This window comes from Roseibacillus ishigakijimensis (assembly GCF_016595415.1).
Taxonomy (GTDB): Bacteria; Verrucomicrobiota; Verrucomicrobiia; order Verrucomicrobiales; family Akkermansiaceae; genus Roseibacillus; species Roseibacillus ishigakijimensis.
On sequence record NZ_JAENIO010000017.1, the window covers coordinates 30,157 to 46,488 of the forward strand.

18 protein-coding genes are annotated in these 16,332 nt (G+C 59.0%); 6 read left to right on the forward strand and 12 right to left on the reverse strand.

What is annotated here, in order from left to right; genetic code table 11:
* Nucleotides 1-7 precede the first annotated feature (7 nt).
* The 4 genes from mreC to JIN78_RS08275 are packed head-to-tail and all read left to right on the forward strand — an operon-like array spanning nucleotide 8 to nucleotide 5,129.
* Nucleotides 8-841, forward strand: coding sequence for a rod shape-determining protein MreC (gene mreC / locus JIN78_RS08260; protein WP_200391483.1), 834 nt, complete (start codon nucleotides 8-10; stop codon nucleotides 839-841).
* Complete coding sequence (locus JIN78_RS08265) at nucleotides 838-1,416, forward strand: hypothetical protein (RefSeq protein WP_200391484.1); 579 nt, start codon at nucleotides 838-840, stop codon at nucleotides 1,414-1,416. The genes mreC and JIN78_RS08265 overlap by 4 nt, the downstream gene beginning before the upstream one ends.
* Nucleotides 1,417-1,418: 2 nt before the next feature.
* Complete coding sequence (locus tag JIN78_RS08270) at nucleotides 1,419-3,509, forward strand: peptidoglycan D,D-transpeptidase FtsI family protein (RefSeq protein ID WP_200391485.1); 2,091 nt, start codon at nucleotides 1,419-1,421, stop codon at nucleotides 3,507-3,509.
* A gap of 33 nt (nucleotides 3,510-3,542) precedes the next feature.
* Nucleotides 3,543-5,129 carry an Rne/Rng family ribonuclease gene (locus JIN78_RS08275; protein ID WP_200391486.1) on the forward strand — a complete coding sequence of 529 codons (1,587 nt, stop codon included), beginning with the start codon at nucleotides 3,543-3,545 and terminating at the stop codon, nucleotides 5,127-5,129.
* 68 nt (nucleotides 5,130-5,197) lie between these two features.
* Here the strand turns inward: JIN78_RS08275 and JIN78_RS08280 are convergent, their stop codons facing one another.
* Nucleotides 5,198-5,575, reverse strand: a complete 378-nt coding sequence (locus JIN78_RS08280) for a YraN family protein (protein WP_200391487.1) — start codon at nucleotides 5,573-5,575, stop codon at nucleotides 5,198-5,200.
* On the reverse strand, nucleotides 5,562-6,182 hold the full coding sequence (locus tag JIN78_RS08285) for a ribonuclease HII (RefSeq protein WP_200391488.1): 621 nt from the start codon (nucleotides 6,180-6,182) through the stop codon (nucleotides 5,562-5,564). The genes JIN78_RS08280 and JIN78_RS08285 overlap by 14 nt, the downstream gene beginning before the upstream one ends.
* A 189-nt stretch (nucleotides 6,183-6,371) precedes the next feature.
* Between JIN78_RS08285 and JIN78_RS08290 the strand changes: the two genes are divergently transcribed.
* Nucleotides 6,372-7,607, forward strand: coding sequence for an efflux RND transporter periplasmic adaptor subunit (locus JIN78_RS08290; RefSeq protein WP_200391489.1), 1,236 nt, complete (start codon nucleotides 6,372-6,374; stop codon nucleotides 7,605-7,607).
* A 9-nt stretch (nucleotides 7,608-7,616) separates the two neighbouring features.
* Here the strand turns inward: JIN78_RS08290 and JIN78_RS08295 are convergent, their stop codons facing one another.
* The 10 genes from JIN78_RS08295 to JIN78_RS08340 form a co-directional block, all read right to left on the reverse strand.
* Nucleotides 7,617-8,297, reverse strand: a complete 681-nt coding sequence (locus tag JIN78_RS08295; RefSeq protein ID WP_200391490.1) for a hypothetical protein — start codon at nucleotides 8,295-8,297, stop codon at nucleotides 7,617-7,619.
* Nucleotides 8,294-9,133 (reverse strand): prephenate dehydrogenase, encoded by an 840-nt coding sequence (locus JIN78_RS08300; protein WP_200391491.1) that lies wholly within the window; start codon nucleotides 9,131-9,133, stop codon nucleotides 8,294-8,296. Before JIN78_RS08300 ends, JIN78_RS08295 begins: the two co-directional genes overlap by 4 nt.
* Before the next feature lie 84 nt (nucleotides 9,134-9,217).
* Entirely contained in the window at nucleotides 9,218-9,661 is a 444-nt protein-coding gene (locus tag JIN78_RS08305; RefSeq protein WP_200391492.1) for a rhodanese-like domain-containing protein, read from the reverse strand.
* Nucleotides 9,658-10,362: a DUF1573 domain-containing protein gene (locus tag JIN78_RS08310; RefSeq protein WP_200391493.1), complete on the reverse strand. Its 705-nt coding sequence runs from the start codon at nucleotides 10,360-10,362 to the stop codon at nucleotides 9,658-9,660. Before JIN78_RS08310 ends, JIN78_RS08305 begins: the two co-directional genes overlap by 4 nt.
* Nucleotides 10,359-10,850 (reverse strand): hypothetical protein, encoded by a 492-nt coding sequence (locus tag JIN78_RS08315; RefSeq protein WP_200391494.1) that lies wholly within the window; start codon nucleotides 10,848-10,850, stop codon nucleotides 10,359-10,361. Before JIN78_RS08315 ends, JIN78_RS08310 begins: the two co-directional genes overlap by 4 nt.
* Nucleotides 10,851-10,856: 6 nt before the next feature.
* A complete protein-coding gene (locus tag JIN78_RS08320) occupies nucleotides 10,857-11,468 on the reverse strand; it encodes an anti-sigma factor family protein (protein WP_200391495.1) in 612 nt (203 codons plus the stop codon).
* Entirely contained in the window at nucleotides 11,452-12,084 is a 633-nt protein-coding gene (locus tag JIN78_RS08325; protein ID WP_200391496.1) for an RNA polymerase sigma factor, read from the reverse strand. Before JIN78_RS08325 ends, JIN78_RS08320 begins: the two co-directional genes overlap by 17 nt.
* 96 nt (nucleotides 12,085-12,180) lie before the next feature.
* The gene (locus JIN78_RS08330) at nucleotides 12,181-13,383 is read right to left on the reverse strand and encodes an FtsW/RodA/SpoVE family cell cycle protein (protein WP_200391497.1); all 1,203 of its coding nucleotides are present in this window, start codon (nucleotides 13,381-13,383) and stop codon (nucleotides 12,181-12,183) included.
* 106 nt (nucleotides 13,384-13,489) lie between these two features.
* A complete protein-coding gene (locus JIN78_RS08335; RefSeq protein ID WP_200391498.1) occupies nucleotides 13,490-14,539 on the reverse strand; it encodes a GNAT family N-acetyltransferase in 1,050 nt (349 codons plus the stop codon).
* Between the two features lie 22 nt (nucleotides 14,540-14,561).
* Nucleotides 14,562-15,047 (reverse strand): hypothetical protein, encoded by a 486-nt coding sequence (locus tag JIN78_RS08340; protein WP_200391499.1) that lies wholly within the window; start codon nucleotides 15,045-15,047, stop codon nucleotides 14,562-14,564.
* A gap of 256 nt (nucleotides 15,048-15,303) precedes the next feature.
* On the opposite strand from JIN78_RS08340, the gene JIN78_RS08345 reads away from it, so the two are divergent.
* A complete protein-coding gene (locus JIN78_RS08345; RefSeq protein ID WP_200391500.1) occupies nucleotides 15,304-16,287 on the forward strand; it encodes a hypothetical protein in 984 nt (327 codons plus the stop codon).
* Nucleotides 16,288-16,332 lie beyond the last annotated feature (45 nt).

Genomic DNA, 16,332 nt, shown 5'->3' on the forward strand with positions numbered 1-16,332 from the left:
TTGTTGCATGAAGCCTCTCACTCTCATCACCCTCCTTGTGTTTCTGGCGGCGGGAACCTGGGTGCTGACGTGGAGTCCGGTCACGGTGCGCAAAGTGCAGGAGACTTACTACCGTGCCATTGGCCCTTTCCTGAAGAGCGGCTCCAACATTGAAAAATTCAGTCGCGATTTCGTCCGTGAAGTGGAGCATTCGGAAAACTTGCAGCGCAAGCTGGAAGCGATTCAGGCCGACTATGGTGAACTGAAGATCATTGAAGGCCGTTTTCGTGAGCTGGAGCGCGAGAATCAACAGCTCAATCAAGCGCTGGGGTTCCAGAAGCGCACGAACTTCGATGTCAAGGCTGCGAAGGTGATCAAGCGGCAACCTTCAACCTGGTGGGACACACTGACCATCAATCAGGGAGAGAAAGCGGACATTGGCACCCAGCTGACGGTTCTGGCTGAAGGCGGCTTGGTGGGTCGCGTGGATCAATCTTTTGAGGATATCTCCAATGTCATCTTGATCACGGACGAGAGTTGCCAAGTCTCGGTCTACGTGGAGGGCTCACCCGAGAAGGGCATTCTCAGTGGAGAGCGGGGCGAATATGGCCTCTCTCCCCTCCTCCGTCTGCGCTATCTCAGCCGGAATGCTCCCATTCAGGCGGGCATGAAGGTCTTTACCACCGGACGCGGAGGCATTTTCCCTCCTGATATTCAGGTAGGCACCATCACCGAGGTGATTGCCGGCAGCTACGAGAGCGAAGCCCTCGTCAAGCCCAGTGTTGATTTGCAGAATTTGGCGGTTGTTTTTGTTCTCCAAGGAGATCAGGGCGTCGCCGGAGAGGAAGTGACCACGCCATGATTCGCTACCTCTTTTCGGTTCTCGGGCTTTTGCTGACGGCCTTTGTCCTGCGGCAATTTATTCCGGTATTGCCGGATTTTTACCATGCCCGCCTCTTCCTCGTGCCTCTCGTTTTCATTTGTGCGGCAGTGACTCTCGATGTCACCGGCATGCTCTTGCTCTCTTTTGTCTGCGGGCTTTTGTGGGATGCCCAGCATATCATCCTTCCGGTGGAAGGCGACCCGGAGGTCTACCCGGAAGTGGTCACCACGCTCAAATTCGGTTATTCCATTTTTCTCTTTGCCCTCGGAGGGTTCATCATGCAGGGGGTGCAGCCGGTCTTTCGGGAGGGCAAGTGGCAGATCTCCGTGCCGGTTACCGGGGTCGCGCTGTTCTTCTACCTCTTCACCGAGCTCATGCTCCTTTCCTTCGTGCGCGGGCATCTTTTGTTCAGCGAGGACAACCTCCGTTTCATTTTTTATAGTTCGGTGCTGACAATGTTGTTTTCACCGCTCGTTTTTCTTGTTTTGTTTCAATTGGCCAAGACCTTTCGCTACCAGATTCGCTACAAAGGTTTGCGCAAAACCCGACTTTAGCCATGGAATCCCGCTACCGCTTCCGCCTTTACCTCCTCACTGCCCTCATTCTCCTGGGGACCGTCTCCCTCCTCCATCGTCTCCATCAGTTCCAGATCCAGGACCAGCATTACTACATCCGCCAGAAGCCGGGCTTTAGTGTGGTGGCTATTCGCGAGCCAGGGGTGCGCGGCGAGATCATGGACCGCAATGGAGTGGCATTGGCGGAAAATTACCGGGTTTACGAGCTCGCCATCAACCTGGGCGAGGTCAAGGACGCTTGGAATCGCCAATGGCAGATTGCCAAGACGGAAGGAGAGGAGGGAGAAGACGATCTCACCATCGATCAAATGGTGGAGCGCATGATTCTCCCGCGCTTGAAGGAACTCGGCGTAGAAGCGCCCCTGCACCGCTCGGCCATCCGCACCCACTACATCTCGCACGGCGATCTGGTTCCCTATGTTTTGCCCGTGAAACTCGATTTCGACCAGTTTTCCCGCTTGGCGGAGCACAAGCTCGGTCTGCAGGGAGTCTACGTCAATTCCCGCCCGCAGCGGCGCTACCCCTTGGGCACCCTCGCGGGACACGTCCTCGGCTATGTCCGGCAATGGGAAAAAGGGACCCACACGCCGGCCGAAAAAGCGGAGTTTCAGCATTATTTCGGCGATAGCCGGGGCATGGAAGGCGTCGAGCGGGCTTACAACGACATCCTCACCGGGCTCCATGGCAAGCGCAGTCTCTACAAAAATGAAAAGGGAGAAATCATCGGGCGCACCGTGGACTCCCGTCCTCCCGAACAGGGTGCGACGCTGAAGTTGACTCTTGATGGCGGCATTCAATGCCTCGTCGAGAACGTTCTCCGCCGGGCGGGCCGGGCTGCAGGCGTGGTGATGGACGTGAAGACAGGGGAAGTCCTCGCCTTGGCTTCCTTGCCCAACTACGACCCCAACGACTACATCCCCGCCTTGTCTCAAAAGAACGCGGACTATTACCTGCAGAACAAAGCTAGCCCCTTCACCAATCGGGCCGTCAATTCCTACATGACGGGGTCCACCACCAAGTTGCCCGTGGCCTTGACCGGCCTGATGAATGGGGACGCCAATTACCGCGATTATTGCCGGGGCTACGTGGCCTACGGGAGCAGTGTGCGCATCAAATGCTGGAAGACCGCCGGGCACGGGGCCCTCGGGCTCGAAGAGGCCCTGCAGCGTTCGTGCAATCCCTACTTCATGAACTGGGCCAACAAGCTGGGTCGGGACAAGATCGTGGAGGGCTTTGCCACCCTCAATCTCGGCAAACGCACGGGGGTGGGTTTGCCCGACGAAGCCCCCGGCATCCTGCCCGGTAGCGAGGCCTGGGTGCAGTTGCAGGAGCCCGGAACGATCGTCACTCCGGCCCAATTGGCTCAAACCGCCATCGGGCAATGGCACATGCAAGCCACCCCCTTGCAAATTTGCGCGATCACTGCCTGCATCGCCAATGGAGGAAAATACTTCCGTCCGCGCTTGGTCAAAAATGCCGTTTTGCAGGGCGACACCATTATTCCCGACGAACCCGATTTGCTCGTCGACCTCGTCGCCGACCAAGGGGTGTCGGCCGCCGCCATGGCTCGCGTCAAAAAAGGAATGTGGATGGCTGCCAATCAGCTGGGAGGCACCGCCCGCCGGGTCACGGTAGAGGATTTCCCCGCCGGGGCCAAAACTGGCACCGTGCAGAAGGGCACCGAAGCCAATCGCACCAATAACGCCTGGGTGACCGCGTTTGCGCCCTATGACGATCCCCGCTACGCCGTGACCATCTTTGTGGAAGGCGGCAAGAGCGGCGGTGCCGTGGCCGGTCCCCTCGCCCACATCATCCTGCGCGGCATTGCCGCCACCGAGAAAGGACTTCGCTTGCCAGTGAAACGAATGGGAAAATTCGCTGGCCATTTCGATGCGATTGAAGAGATTGAGCTGCCGGAAGATTCCCTTCTTTCCATCCCGCTGGAGGACCTCGGTGAAACCGGCGACGAAGTCAGCGAGATTGCCGATGAAGACGAGCCCGTCAAAATCGAACCCCGCTTCATTCCTCTGCCCGGTGGAGGGGGCGAACCGTCAGGGGCGGATGAGGAGTAAGCTCTTCAGTTTTTCAATTTTCTAACGACCAACATGTTGAAACAAATCAAGAAAGCCTTTGGCTTTGGGGAAATCGACCCCCGCCAAGGCAATACCATTGTCATAAATGCCGAAACCCTCGAACGCCGGGTGGCGCTGCTCGAGAACGGCCGCCTGGAAGAATACAACATTGAGCGCGAGGGCGAAGTGAACCTCGTGGGCAGTATTTTCAAAGGCCGGGTCAAGAACATCGAGCAAGGGCTCAAGGCCATGTTTGTGGACATCGGCATGGATAAGAATGCCTTCCTCCACTTTTGGGATGCCATCCCCGCCGCGCTGGACAACTCCATGGAGGAAATCCAACGCAGTGACCGTCCCCGCAAAAAGCAGAAAAAGATCAGCTCCAAAGACATCCCGAGCATTTACCCCATCGGCTCGGAAATCATGATTCAGGTCTCCAAAGGGCCCATTGGCACCAAAGGGCCCCGCGTCACGACCAATATTTCTCTCGCCGGTCGCTACCTGGTCCTCATGCCCTTCTCCGAGCAATTCGGCATTTCCCGCAAGATCGACGACCCCAAGGAACGAGATCGCTTGCGCAGCATCATGCAAAAACTCGATGTCCCGGAAGGAATGGGCATCATCATGCGCACCGTCGCCCAGGGGCAACGTGCCCGGCATTTCATGCGCGACCTCAACATGCTCCTCGACCAATGGGAAGCGGTGGAAGATGCCCGCGATGCCAAGCCGGCTCCGGTTTGCGTCTTTCAAGAACCCGGCATCGTGGAACGCACTGCCCGCGACTTTCTCACCGAAGACGTTGACTACGTCATCTGCGATGACTTGGAAACGACTGAAAAGATGCAAGCGATCGCGGAGAAAATCTCCCGCCGGGCCAAACGCCGCATTCATCACTTCCCCACCCGTTCGCCGATTTTCGACAAGTTGGGGGTGCAAAAACAAATCGACGAAGCCTTCCTGCGGCAGGTCTGGCTTCCCTGCGGGGGGTATATCGTCATCGACGAAACGGAAGCCCTCATTGCGGTGGACGTGAACTCCGGGCGCAACCGGGGCGGCAAGGATGTCGACAAAACCCTGCTGCAAACCAATGTGGAAGCCGCCGAAGAAGTGGCCCGGCAGCTGCGCCTGCGCAATATCGGGGGCCTGGTCGTCGTCGACTTCATCGACATGCGCCACCGTCGCGACCAGATGACCGTCTATCGCACCATGAAGGAGCGTCTTGCCAAGGATAAAGCCAAGACCCAGGTTTTGCAGATTTCTTCCGTGGGATTGATGGAGATGACTCGCCAGCGGCTCAATGAGAGTCTGCGCGAAACCCTTTCCGAGCCCTGCGAGTATTGCGAAGGACGGGGTCGCGTGAAAACTGCTTTCACCCTTTCGGTCGAAATCCAGCGCGCGCTCAATACTGTTATTGCAAGACATCACGAAGAGGCGGGAGACCTCGTGGTCATCGTGCACCCCGTGGTTCTGGAACGCTTTAAGAAAGAAGATTCCCACATTCTCGTCGAATTGGAGCGCAAACACACCGGACGATTGATTTTCCGCACCGACTCCACCCGTCACCGCGAGCGCTACGACATCATCGACGCAAATACCGAGAAAAAATACGTCTCGGTCTAGACCCTCGCCTGCGCGAGCGAACGACCGCTTTCAGCCCCCCAAGCCCTCACCCGGCTGGGGGGTTTTGCTTAAAAGGCATTTCGCAAGTAGTGAATCTCCGGCTTCTCGCCTTCGAGGAGAAGGACCTCAATGATGTCATAGCGACAGGGGACCTCTTTTTTATTGAGCAGGCGCAGCCACTCCCGCGCCCCCCGCTCAATGAGTTCCTGTTTGGTTTTGTCCACCGCTTCCGCCGGACGTCCCTCCCCTTTTCGGGTGCGGGTTTTGACCTCCACAAAGCACAGGAATTTGCCCTCTCTGGCCACGAGGTCCACTTCTCCACCCTGAGGAGCGCGAAAGTTGCGGTAAAGGACCTTGCAGCCCTGCGCCCAGAGAAACTCACGGGCGATGCGCTCGCCCCAAGCCCCGATTTCCTGTCCGGTAAGCCTGCGGTCACCGCGCGTCAAAGCGACGCGCTGCCTCAGCAACGGGTGCAAACGAGCGACGATGGATCGGACAGGGGCCATGTTCTTGCAAGGCAAGGAGATGGCTCTTTGTGCCATATCCCTTGTGCCGGGCAAAGCCATATTCGGGATAAACGTGATCCCATTCGAGCATTTTACGGTCCCGCATCACTTTGGCGATGATGCTGGCGGCCGCGATGGAGAGACTGCGCCCGTCCCCCTTCACAATTCCTTCCGAGGCGAGTGGAAAATCCTTGATGGGTCGACCATCGATCAACGCGTAATCGGCGGCAGGAATTTTGGCGGCCGCACGTTTCATGGCCACCATGGTCGCTTGCAAAATATTGATTTCGTCAATCTCTTCCCTTTCGACAAAAGCATGCCCCCAAGAGATTTCCGACGATTCTGTTATTTGCGTAAAAATAGCCTCTCGCTTTCTCTCACTAAGCTTTTTAGAATCGTTAAGGTGGGTGAGGACAAAGTTTTCCGGAAGAAGCACGGCGGCTGCGGACACCGGGCCAGCGAGCGGCCCTCGGCCCGCTTCATCAATTCCGATCACGGCCCGGTAACCCCGGTTGCGGGCGGCGAGTTCAAAGGAGTCATCTGGCATGGCAGGGTCTCTGGAAGAAAAAGGGGTTTTACCGCGAGAACAAAGGGTCAACTGAGCAGAAAGAGGGAAAAAAGCGTCATCAAAGGAACCAGCAGGCTTCCGACCCGACGAGGAGTGACAGATTTTTCTCAAAAAAGGACCTTCTAACGATGGAAATGAAGGTCGCGAGCACGTAGATTCACCCAACCAATGCGCATCCTGCTTCGATTTCTCCTTCCTCTGCCCATTCTTGCTCTCGGTATCTACGTGGGCTGGCTGGCTACCCACAAGTGGAAAGCACCGGAAGAAGACCTCACCCCCGACCGGGGCGAGCGCCCGACCCAGAAGGCGGAAGTCATTCCATTGGAAAGGCAGAACTACCAAATCACCATTAATACCCGGGGGGTGGTGCAGCCACGCGTCGAGACCAGTCTCACGCCGCGAATCGCGGGGCGCATCGAGAGCATTCATCCCCACTTCGAGGTGGGGGCCTTTTTCAAGCGGGGGGACGTCCTGGTGACCTTGGATCCGACGGACAGCGAGTCGCAGATCGTCTCGGCAGAAGCCGAGGTGGCACGTGCTGAAGCCGCTCTCGCGCAGGAGGAAGCCCGGGCCAAGCAAGCCGATCTGAACTGGAAGGACTTGGGCTATACGGAGAAGGCGAATGACCTTGTCTTGCGCATTCCCCAGCTGAAGGAAGCGCGGGCGAATCTGAAAACCGCACAGTCCCGGCTTGCGGAAGCCCGTCGCAACCGTTCCTATACCCAGATCGTCGCGCCCTACGACGGTTGTGTCCGCGAGCGTGCGGTGGGCCCCGGCCAATCGGTGGGAACGGGCACCACTCTGGGCAGCATTTTCGCCACCGACTACGCGGAAGTCCGCCTTCCGGTGGCACCCAAGGATCTCCCCTTCACCCCTTTTCAAAACAGCAGCTCCCTGGCGGCAACGCCTGCCCTCATCAAGGATGGCTTGACCGAACACCCCACCGGAGAGGACCCGACTTGGGAAGCGCAACTGGTGCGCAGCGAAGGCGTCATTGACGAAACGTCCCGGGAGCTCTTTCTCATTGCCCGCATCCCCGATCCTTATGGCTTGACCACGGAGCGCCCTCCCCTCCGCATTGGGCAACCGGTGGTGGCGGAGATTCAAGGCAATCTTCTGGAGGATGTTTTCGTCATTCCCCGCCAAACGTTGCGCAGCGCCTTCGAAACGCTCCTCGTCGACCTCGCCACTCACAAAATCCGCCGTTACGACATTGCCCCCTTCTGGACGGATGCGGTCAATATGGTGGTCGATCACGACCTGCCGGAAAACCACGCCATCGTCAGCACCCGCATTCCCCATGCCGGCAATGGCGCGGTCATTGAGATTGTGGATTCGCTCAGCGAAGAACCGGCGGTAGAAGCGGCTCAAGCCGTGCCCGCTCCGATCGTTCCCGAAGCCTAGCCGCGTTTGTCAGAAGAGCACCGAGGGTTCTCGTCTTTGCCCTTTGTGCTCGCCGCCCAGTATCCGGGGGCGCGGATCTGCGCGCTCGCCTGGTGGTGGCTCGAGCACTTTCTCCCAGCGGAGGATGATTTCCGGCAACCCGGGACGACAGTAGTAGATTTCCTCCACCCCTTCCGCGAAAAGGTCCAGAGGCCGATTCTGGACTTCGCAAAACTGGTTCCCCTCCGCATCCGCCGGGTCCTGGCTAAAGAGAGCGGCGACCTCTCCGCCCTCCCGCCATTCGAAGAAGGGTCGACGAGGAGCAATCTCTTCAGCAAAAACGGCTTGCAAAGCCCGATTCCAATCGAAAAAGCAGGCATCGGAGGGCAAACTCAGACGAACCCAAGAGGCGGTCTCGCGGGAATGCCGGGCTTGGCCGACCAGACGGAGCGAGGCCTGCGGCGGACGATAGTCGGGAGGCCAAGTCGGGGAATCCGGCAAAGACGCCGTCAGTTGGGCGAGAAGCTCGCCACCCCCTTGGTTCATTTGTTCGGCTAGGGAGCGGAGCAACCGCTCGCCCCCCGGCAAGGCCCGGATCTTAGCCAACTGCGCTTCGATTTCAGCGTCGCTGGCCTCCTCCGCAGGTCCCTTGGCAAGAATCTCATTGAGGTGGCTGAGGGTTTCCGCGCTGATCTCTTCGTCGAAGTTCATGAGCGGTGTGAGAGACGGTTGCGGCGCTGGCAGGCCTCCTCCAGCCACAGGGAGAGCTTTTCCTTTTCCCCGCTTGCCAAAAGGGATTCCACTTGGGCGAGTTCTTCGCGCGCCCGGGCCAATTCGTGGAGAATGGCCGCCCGGTTTTCGAGCAAAATTCCGGTCCACATGGGGGGATTGCCCGCTGCCACTCGCGTGGTGTCGGCCAAACCGCCTCCGCCGAACTCCTCTTCGCCAGGATTCCGAAGCGAAACCTGAGCCCCCACCGCAGCGAGGACGTGGGGCAAGTGGCTGATGCGGGCGACAATCTCGTCATGCTCGCGGGCCGTGCGCTGGACGGTGGTGCAGCCGAGAGCTTGCCAAAAAGCGGCGAGTTTGGGGAAATGAGAGCTGCTTGGATCGCCACAGAGAAAGCAGCAGGCCCCCACGAAAAGATCGGCCCGGGCCACCTCGAAGCCTCCCTGCTCGGACCCGGCCATGGGATGGCTGCCGATGAAGGGAATACCTGCTGCGGCCAAGACTTCCCCTGCTCCCTCGGCCACCGCAGCTTTCACGCTTCCCACGTCGGTGACGAGAAAGTCCCCGCCGAGAGCGACCAGTTGTTCGGCCAATTGGCGGTAGAACTCCACCGGGGTGGCCAGGATGACCATGTCGACACCCGCCACGACCCGGGCCAAATCCCTTTCGGCCATGAATCCCTCCTCGCGCACCCGGGCCAGTTTTTCTTCCGAGCGTCCCCAAAAGCGCACTGTGCCAAGCTCACGCTCACGCACTGCCAATCCCACCGACCCACCCAAGAGACCGGGTCCCAAAACCGCTATTTTTCCGAACGCCATCGCAGCCGATAGAACTCAGCTCCTTGCCCTTTGGCAAGTCCCGACCACGTTGCCTTCGGGCCCGACCTCCCAGGGCGGGATATCTCAAGGGCTTTCCAAGGATTGCCAGCCCCCGGCCAGCACGTAAACTTTCTCCGGAGGCAGAATCTCCAGCTCTTTGATTTTTTCGGCCACCGCCTCACTCGACCCACAGCCACTAGTCGCGCAGTAGATAACCACTGCTTCCGCGTTGGCGAGACTCTCGAAGGCTTCTCCCATCAGGAGGGCGAAGTCCTCCGAGGAATCATCGGTGAGAAGGATGGAGCCAGGAAAACCGTTTTTCTCCCATAGGGCCCGTGGACGGGCATCGACCCAAAGCACATGGGGCAGCCGTGCCGCCTCGGCGAAACAGATTTGCCCCGGCTCGAGAGTAGCGGGGTCGCAGGCCTCCCCCCGCTCGGGGCCTCCCCAGGCAAACCAAGTGGCGACACTGGCTAAGCCAGCGAGCAAGATGAGGGCAAGACTCTCGCGGGCGATGCGGGCAATCATTGCGTCACGGCAGCTTTATCGGTCCCAGTGAAGGACTTGGTCACCACCACGTAGGCCTGATAGTTCTGATGTTTTTTGAACTTGCTGTCGGTTCTGAGCCGCAGCAGTCCGAAACCTCGTTTTTCCAAATCGCTGGGGGTGACCGTGATGCGGTAGCGGCGCCCTTCTTCGAGGGTCTCCAATTCGTAGGGAAATTTAGTGGGATTCGTGGCGCTCACCTCAGTGAGAGCCATTTTTTGTCCTTCCGCGACCGTGATCTCGAAGGATTGTGACTCAGCTTCTCCACCCTGTTCCCACTTGAGGGTCTTGGGTTCGATGACGAGAAACTCCGGTAGAGTCATGCGCACGGTGAGGTCGTGCCGTTGACCATCCTTCATCATGAGCGTGATTTGCTTGTCGATGGTGCCACGCAGCGAGCCCACTTGGAAAAGCCCCCGCACGGTGCCGCTCTCGCCGGGCTCCCAGACCATTTGACCATTGTTACTAATTTGGGCCTCAAGACAGGAGCAGGGCGCGTCGTGGCGGAGAATCACGGCCGCATCGTCCCCCGTGCTGGTGAAGGCAAAATCCACCGTCACCTGCTCCTGATCGGGCTGCGCGGTCACCTCCAGAAGCGTCTTTTCAAAAGTCAATTCACCCGCATGAACTCCGGTGAGGAGAGCGGCGGCCAGTAGGGTGGAGCGGGACAGAACTGTCTTCATTTCTCCGCAGAAGGTAGCAGCTCGATGCCAACAATCAACCTCCCACCTCGCCACTGGGGGCCCGCGATGTAGAGCCATTTGTTGATTTCCAACAAGCGGGTGGTTTTCATGACCTTGCGTTTTCCTTGCCAGAGCTCCAAATCCAACCGCATTCCCCCGTCTTCCACTTGTCCATTGGGCTCGAAGCTGAGCAGGATCTCGCTGGAACCCTTCATGGGGGACGACCAATTGGTGTAGCTGCGCCAGACGGGCTGTTCTTCGGTGCCCAGCAAGCCGTAGCTACTGAAATTCAGGTCCGCCAAAAGCTCCATGCGGGTGCCATGGGCCTTGTCGGCAAGGGGAACCTGGGGTGCGAGTTCCTGCAGATCGCCATTGGTGCCAAAGAGCAAAACGGTGCGCAGGCGGGCGACGACCTCTTTCCCCGGGTCCTGAGCCCCCGCTGGGAGGGCCAGCATCCAGAGAAAGAGCAGGGAGCAGAAAGCTTTCATAATTTTTTAGTAAAGCTGACGGGTCTGCGTCTGCCGATGGGACACCAGCCGGACCGGGTCCCCGGACTCGTGGACAGTCTGCTCGCCAGCAAGCAGGTCGATGGAGTCCGGAATGGGCTGAAGGCCATCGAGCACGATAACACTGGTTCCGGCGGCGTCGGATTTCACCACATTGGCGGTTACTCCCCCTTCGGGAATGTAAATCACGGGCTCGGGGCGAATTTCAGTGGTTACGATCTCGCGCGCGGTCGGTTGATGCCCGACCCGGATACCTGCGAGAAAGGCCACCGCCATCGCGCCCAAGGCCACCGGGGCCAACCACCAGCGCAGCGATTCGCGCCAGGAGGCCCGGAGACTTTTTTCCACCGGGCGGCGGTCCGCCTCACTGTCGCGAATGGCTTGCTCCAGTTTGGTTTGGAAGAAGTCTCCATAAGGCACGTCTTGCGAGGGCGTGAAGGCCGCTTGCAATTCCGTGCGCAGCCGGGCGTGCCCTTCTTTCATGCCAGCCAGCTCGGGCTCGGCGGTGAGGAGCTGGTCCACTTCCCGCTGTTCTGCGGCAGAAAAGGTCTCCCCATCCATCCAACGCACTATCAACTCTTCTTTACGCTCCTGTTTCATCACTTAAAAATCCTTGTAGTTTCTTACGGGCATAGAACAGGCGACTCATCACTGTTCCCAAAGAAATCTCCATCACTTCGGCAATTTCCTTGTAGTCAAGCCCCTGCACTTCTCTGAGCAAAATCACCTCCTGATGCTCGGGCGACAATTTGGCGAGGGCTTCCTCAATACGGCCCCGCAATTCCTCATTGCGGAGAGCCTGGTCAGGCGCGGCCTCCTGGGTCGGCGTGGTGCGGGCTCCGGCGGCGATTTGGCTCTCTTTCATGAGCTGATCGTCGAATTCTCCCGCGCTTTCCAGCTTTCGCTTCCGCATCCAATCGTAAACGACATTGTGGACGATGCGGTAGAGCCAGGTGGTGAACTTGGCACGGGCTTCAAAGCGCGGAAGAGCTTTCCACACTTTGACAAAGACCTCTTGGGAGAGATCCCAAGCATCAGCCTCGTTTTTGACCATATTTTGAATCATTGCATACACCCTTCCACGATGGCGGGCGACCAGGTCCGCGAAGGCCCGGGAGTCTCCTCCCTGGCAGCGGGCCACCAAGTCGAGGTCGCTGATAGCGTCCTCCGCCTCTTCGCCTCCGGCCCCAGCCGGCAAGCCGGAGTCCTTTGCCATCACTCCCTTCGACGCTGACCTGGTGAAAAAATTCATCAATATTGAACGAATGCGAAGAATGCCCAAGGTCGTTGGAAAATGCAAGGCAGGCGGCATTCAGCGCCGTCTTTCCTGGCGCCCGTCCACCACTCCCTGGCGCTCGTTGCGGTGCACCCACACGCTTTGGACCACCCCGAGCAAAAACATGCAAATGAGGAGAAAGGATCCGGAATAGCTGATGAGAGGAAGCGGAATACCCGTGATGGGCATGAGGAGGACACACATGCCCACACTTTCGAAAATGTGTGCGAAGAAAAGAGCCACCACCCCGGCGGAGACCACCTGTCCCAGAAAGTCGCGGCTGTAGAAGGCCACGAAAAGCATTTGCACCAGCAAGAGGGCAAAGGAGCTGAGAAGCAAGAGCGCGCCCCGGAAGCCTTGTTCCTCGGCAATAACGGCGAAGATGTAGTCGTTGTGAGCGGTGTTGTAGGGGATGAAGCGCTTGGCATGGATCGAGCCCCTCTCCTCGGGAGCTTTGTAGCCCAGGCCTTTCCAGCCTGCCTGCCCCACGGCCATGGTCACGTTGTAGGGAGCGTAATTTTCGCCTTTGTCATCGGGCACGCGGCCTTCCTGAACGTAGAGAAGCCACTGCTGGATACGCACCATTCCCCGGTCGGGCGAAGCGATGGGCAGAACAAAATAGTAAAGCAAGGGTAGCAACGCCACCCCCAGCAGCATCATGGCGGAGAGATAGCGGAATGGCACCCCTCCAACCAAGAGGGTGACCAGGGCCACAGGGAGAAAGACGAGAGCCGAACCCATATCGCCATTTTTCACCACGAGCAAAAAAGGCACTCCACAGATGAGACCCACGAGGAGGACCTTGACCGCAGGCTCCCCAAAAAACCGGTGGAGCCGGGGCAATTGGTCAAAAGCGGTGCCCAAAAGAATGATACCCGAAGCCAGGACAAAGGAGGTGGGCTGGAAGCTATAAGGGACACCCGGAATCTGCAACTGGTGGACGGCGGGCGGAGGAGCCTCCCAAATGCCGAGCATAAGCATGATTTGGAGCGCGACCCCGCCGAAATACATGGGAATGGCCAGCCACTTGACCCAGCGGTAGTCAATGAGAGCAGTGAAAAAGTAGACCACCGCACCCAGGAGAATAAACATCTTCTGGTTGTCGGCAAAGCGCTCGCCCCCTCCGGGCAGGTGCCGGGCCGCGCTTTCAATGGAAAAGACCCCAAAGATGAGGAGACCGAACATCACGGTCACCATCACGAGATTGAGGCCTAGAATTTTTCGAAGAAGCGGGGTCACGGGCGGGAAAATGACAGCGTGGGCAATGCCATCGCCCGACACAAGCCCGGGCCGTGTTTTGCCAAAAAAATTAGTCGCCGGGCAGCCGCTCCCTCAGCGAGATCCGCTAGGTGAACCACTTGGCCCAGACCTCGGAATTGCGGCCGCTTTCCTCCAGCTGTTTGCGCCGCACCTCAGGGAGGAGGTCCATCTCGTGCCGGGAATACCCCCGGGCCGCAAAGAACTTGGCCGCGCGGTTGGTGAGGGCAAAAAGCCCCTTGAGACCGGCGGCCCGGCCCTGCCCCTCCGCTACCTTGACCAGATCGCCCCCATAATTGCGCCCTTCGTGGCTCTCCTTGACGTAGAGGCAGGCCAGTTCTCCCAATTCATGCCCGGGATAGGAGTGGACCGCCACGCAACCGACCACGTTGTCATCGACCGTCAGGAGAGAAAAATCATGAAGCCGACTGGCCACCTGCTCGTAGGTCCGTGGAACGAGGTGGGAGGCTCGCACCGAGCGGCCCATCATGGCCAGGAGCTCCGGGATATCCTCCTCGCGCAGAGGCCGCACCGCCCGATAGGCATCGGCGTGCACCATCGTCCCGACCCCTTCGTTGGAGAAAATCTCCGCAGTGAGCACTCCTTGCAGGTGCCCGTTCAAGAGATGAACCCGGGGCACCCCCAGGCGGCAAATCTCCGCCGCCATCACCAGTAATTCGTGCTCTTCCCCGGCGACAATACTTCCCTCCGCGATGCTGGGCCGATCGCCGAAACCCGGGTATTCATTGAGAAGAACCATGAGCTTGGCCGCCGCCAAATCCTTGGCCAGCTGACCGACCCGGGTGGCGAGGACCCGGCTCCCACGGCCATCGACCATGGCCGCTTGCCCCCGCTGGAGGAGAGACCGACATTCTTGCCAACAGCCTTCCTCGCCGAGAATCCTGGAAACGGGCTCGGCTTTGAACTCGGACTCCACCGCCCAATCGACCAGGTCGCCGAGGTCTCCCCCCACCACCACCACGACTAGATGGACACCGATCCGTTGCAGGGCAATGAGGTCCAGCAGGGTCTCCGCCACTGCAGACTCAGGCAGCAGCCCTTCATCAAAGACAATGACGAAGGTGCGCCCCGCAAAGAGGGGCACATACTGCAGCACTTCCCGGATATCACCCGTCATGATCGGCTCTTTTCCCGGAAGATCACAATCCCATTCCGCTCTCTCCTTCGAGGGCCTTGCGCAATTCGCCTTGGAAAGAAACCAAGTCTTCATGAGTCGGTTGGTAGCCCATCGTTTCCGGATCGAGGGACGGCCGACCCATCTGGTCAATCATCCAGCGCCCCCGCTCTCCGTCGCTGAAGGTCACCTGCCCGGAAACCATGGCCCCCGGGGTGGCAATCTGGTCGACAGAAACCGAAACCGTGCCCCCCATCGCCTGGGGATCCATCTTGGGAGGCCCCCCGGCTTCGTTCTCGACGGCCCCTTCCGCTTCTTCCGGCTGCTCTTCTTCCTGACTTTGAATCTCCAAGCCCAAGTCGAGCACCACAAACCGCATGTCCATGTAGGTGACATTGAGGCTATAGTCCTCCTTCAATTTGCGTTGAAGGTCCGCCAGTTGGTCCCCTTCTGCCGTCCAGCGGCGCAAAGCTTCGACTTGTTCTTCGGTGAGGTCTTTCGATTGAAACATCTCGCTCTGTCTAAGCTGGAGCAGCCTTTTAACTCAACAACCGATTAGTGCGAGGGCGCGATTTTTCATTTCCCCGGAAGCCGAATCCGCCCAAGAAGCGACCGCTGGTCTCGACCTTGGTAGCAAGTCCGCCCCCTTTGCGGCAAAAAGAATGCGAGGACGACAGAGCTTTTTCTGTTCTCCCCTCCGCCAGCGCGGTGTAATCGCCCCCGACGGCATGATTCCGAAATTTGTAGCTCTTCCCCTATTAATACTGGTGCCACTACTGACGTGGTTCTGGGGCGTGCGCAAATACGACTTTATGACGCCGCGAACGATTCCGGTCAGAGAACTGCGTCCCGACTTCGCCTCGCCGGTCAATCGCGAAATCGTGGAAGCCGTCACTCCCTATTCCCTCCACCCCCAAGAGGGGAAAACGCCTGAAATCCCCGAGATTCCTCTGGGTGATCTGAATGCCTCTCCCCAATTGGACGAGTATCGCGAACAAGCTTCCCTGGGGGCCCCTTCGCTCCTCCAACTGGCTGACCGCCTGCAATACGAAGGCCGTATCCAGCGGGCGGTGCTGGCCTATGAGCGCGTGATCGACTCAACGCCCTCCGGCGGGTCGGCCCAGGAGGAAGCTACCGAAGCACTCGCCAACCTTAAGGAGTCGCTCCCTCCTTGGAACGGGGATCTCTCCGCCAGCGAACCCCTGCAGATCAATCTCGCCACGGCGCGACCGCCGGAGTCGCTGCAGCATGGGATCACCACCCTTTCCAGCCTGGTCAGTGTCGCCAGCGGAAATCTGGCTTCCGCACGCTTCGAGATCACCCAGCTGCCGCCTCCTCCCGCCTCCCTGCCCTCCCTCCCGGTGGCCATGTGGCTGACCGTGCCGGGAGAAGAGGCTGCCAAGCCCTCCCTCTCCGTCATCACCATTATTCCCGCCGAAGACGAGGATCTCGCTTCCGAGCTCACCCACGGCCTTTACCGTCTCATCGGACGGCGGCTGGAAACCATCGCACAATTGACCCTTCCTCCGCCCTTGCTAAAGGGAGATGAACCGGAGAATGCCATCGTGAACAAGCTGACCCGACTGGCTTGGCAGCAGATTCTGGAAACCCCTTTCCAATCCTTGGAAGCGGGCCCGCCAACGGAAAAACCTTCGGAAGATTCTCCCCTGCCGGACGAGGCCAGCGAGGGAGAGGGAGCCGCTGAAGCGGAAATTGAAACCACGCCTGAGACCCTGGTCGAGAATCCCTGATTTTTCTCCAAGACAGGCCCCTCCGGGCGCGTTAGTTTACCGCGA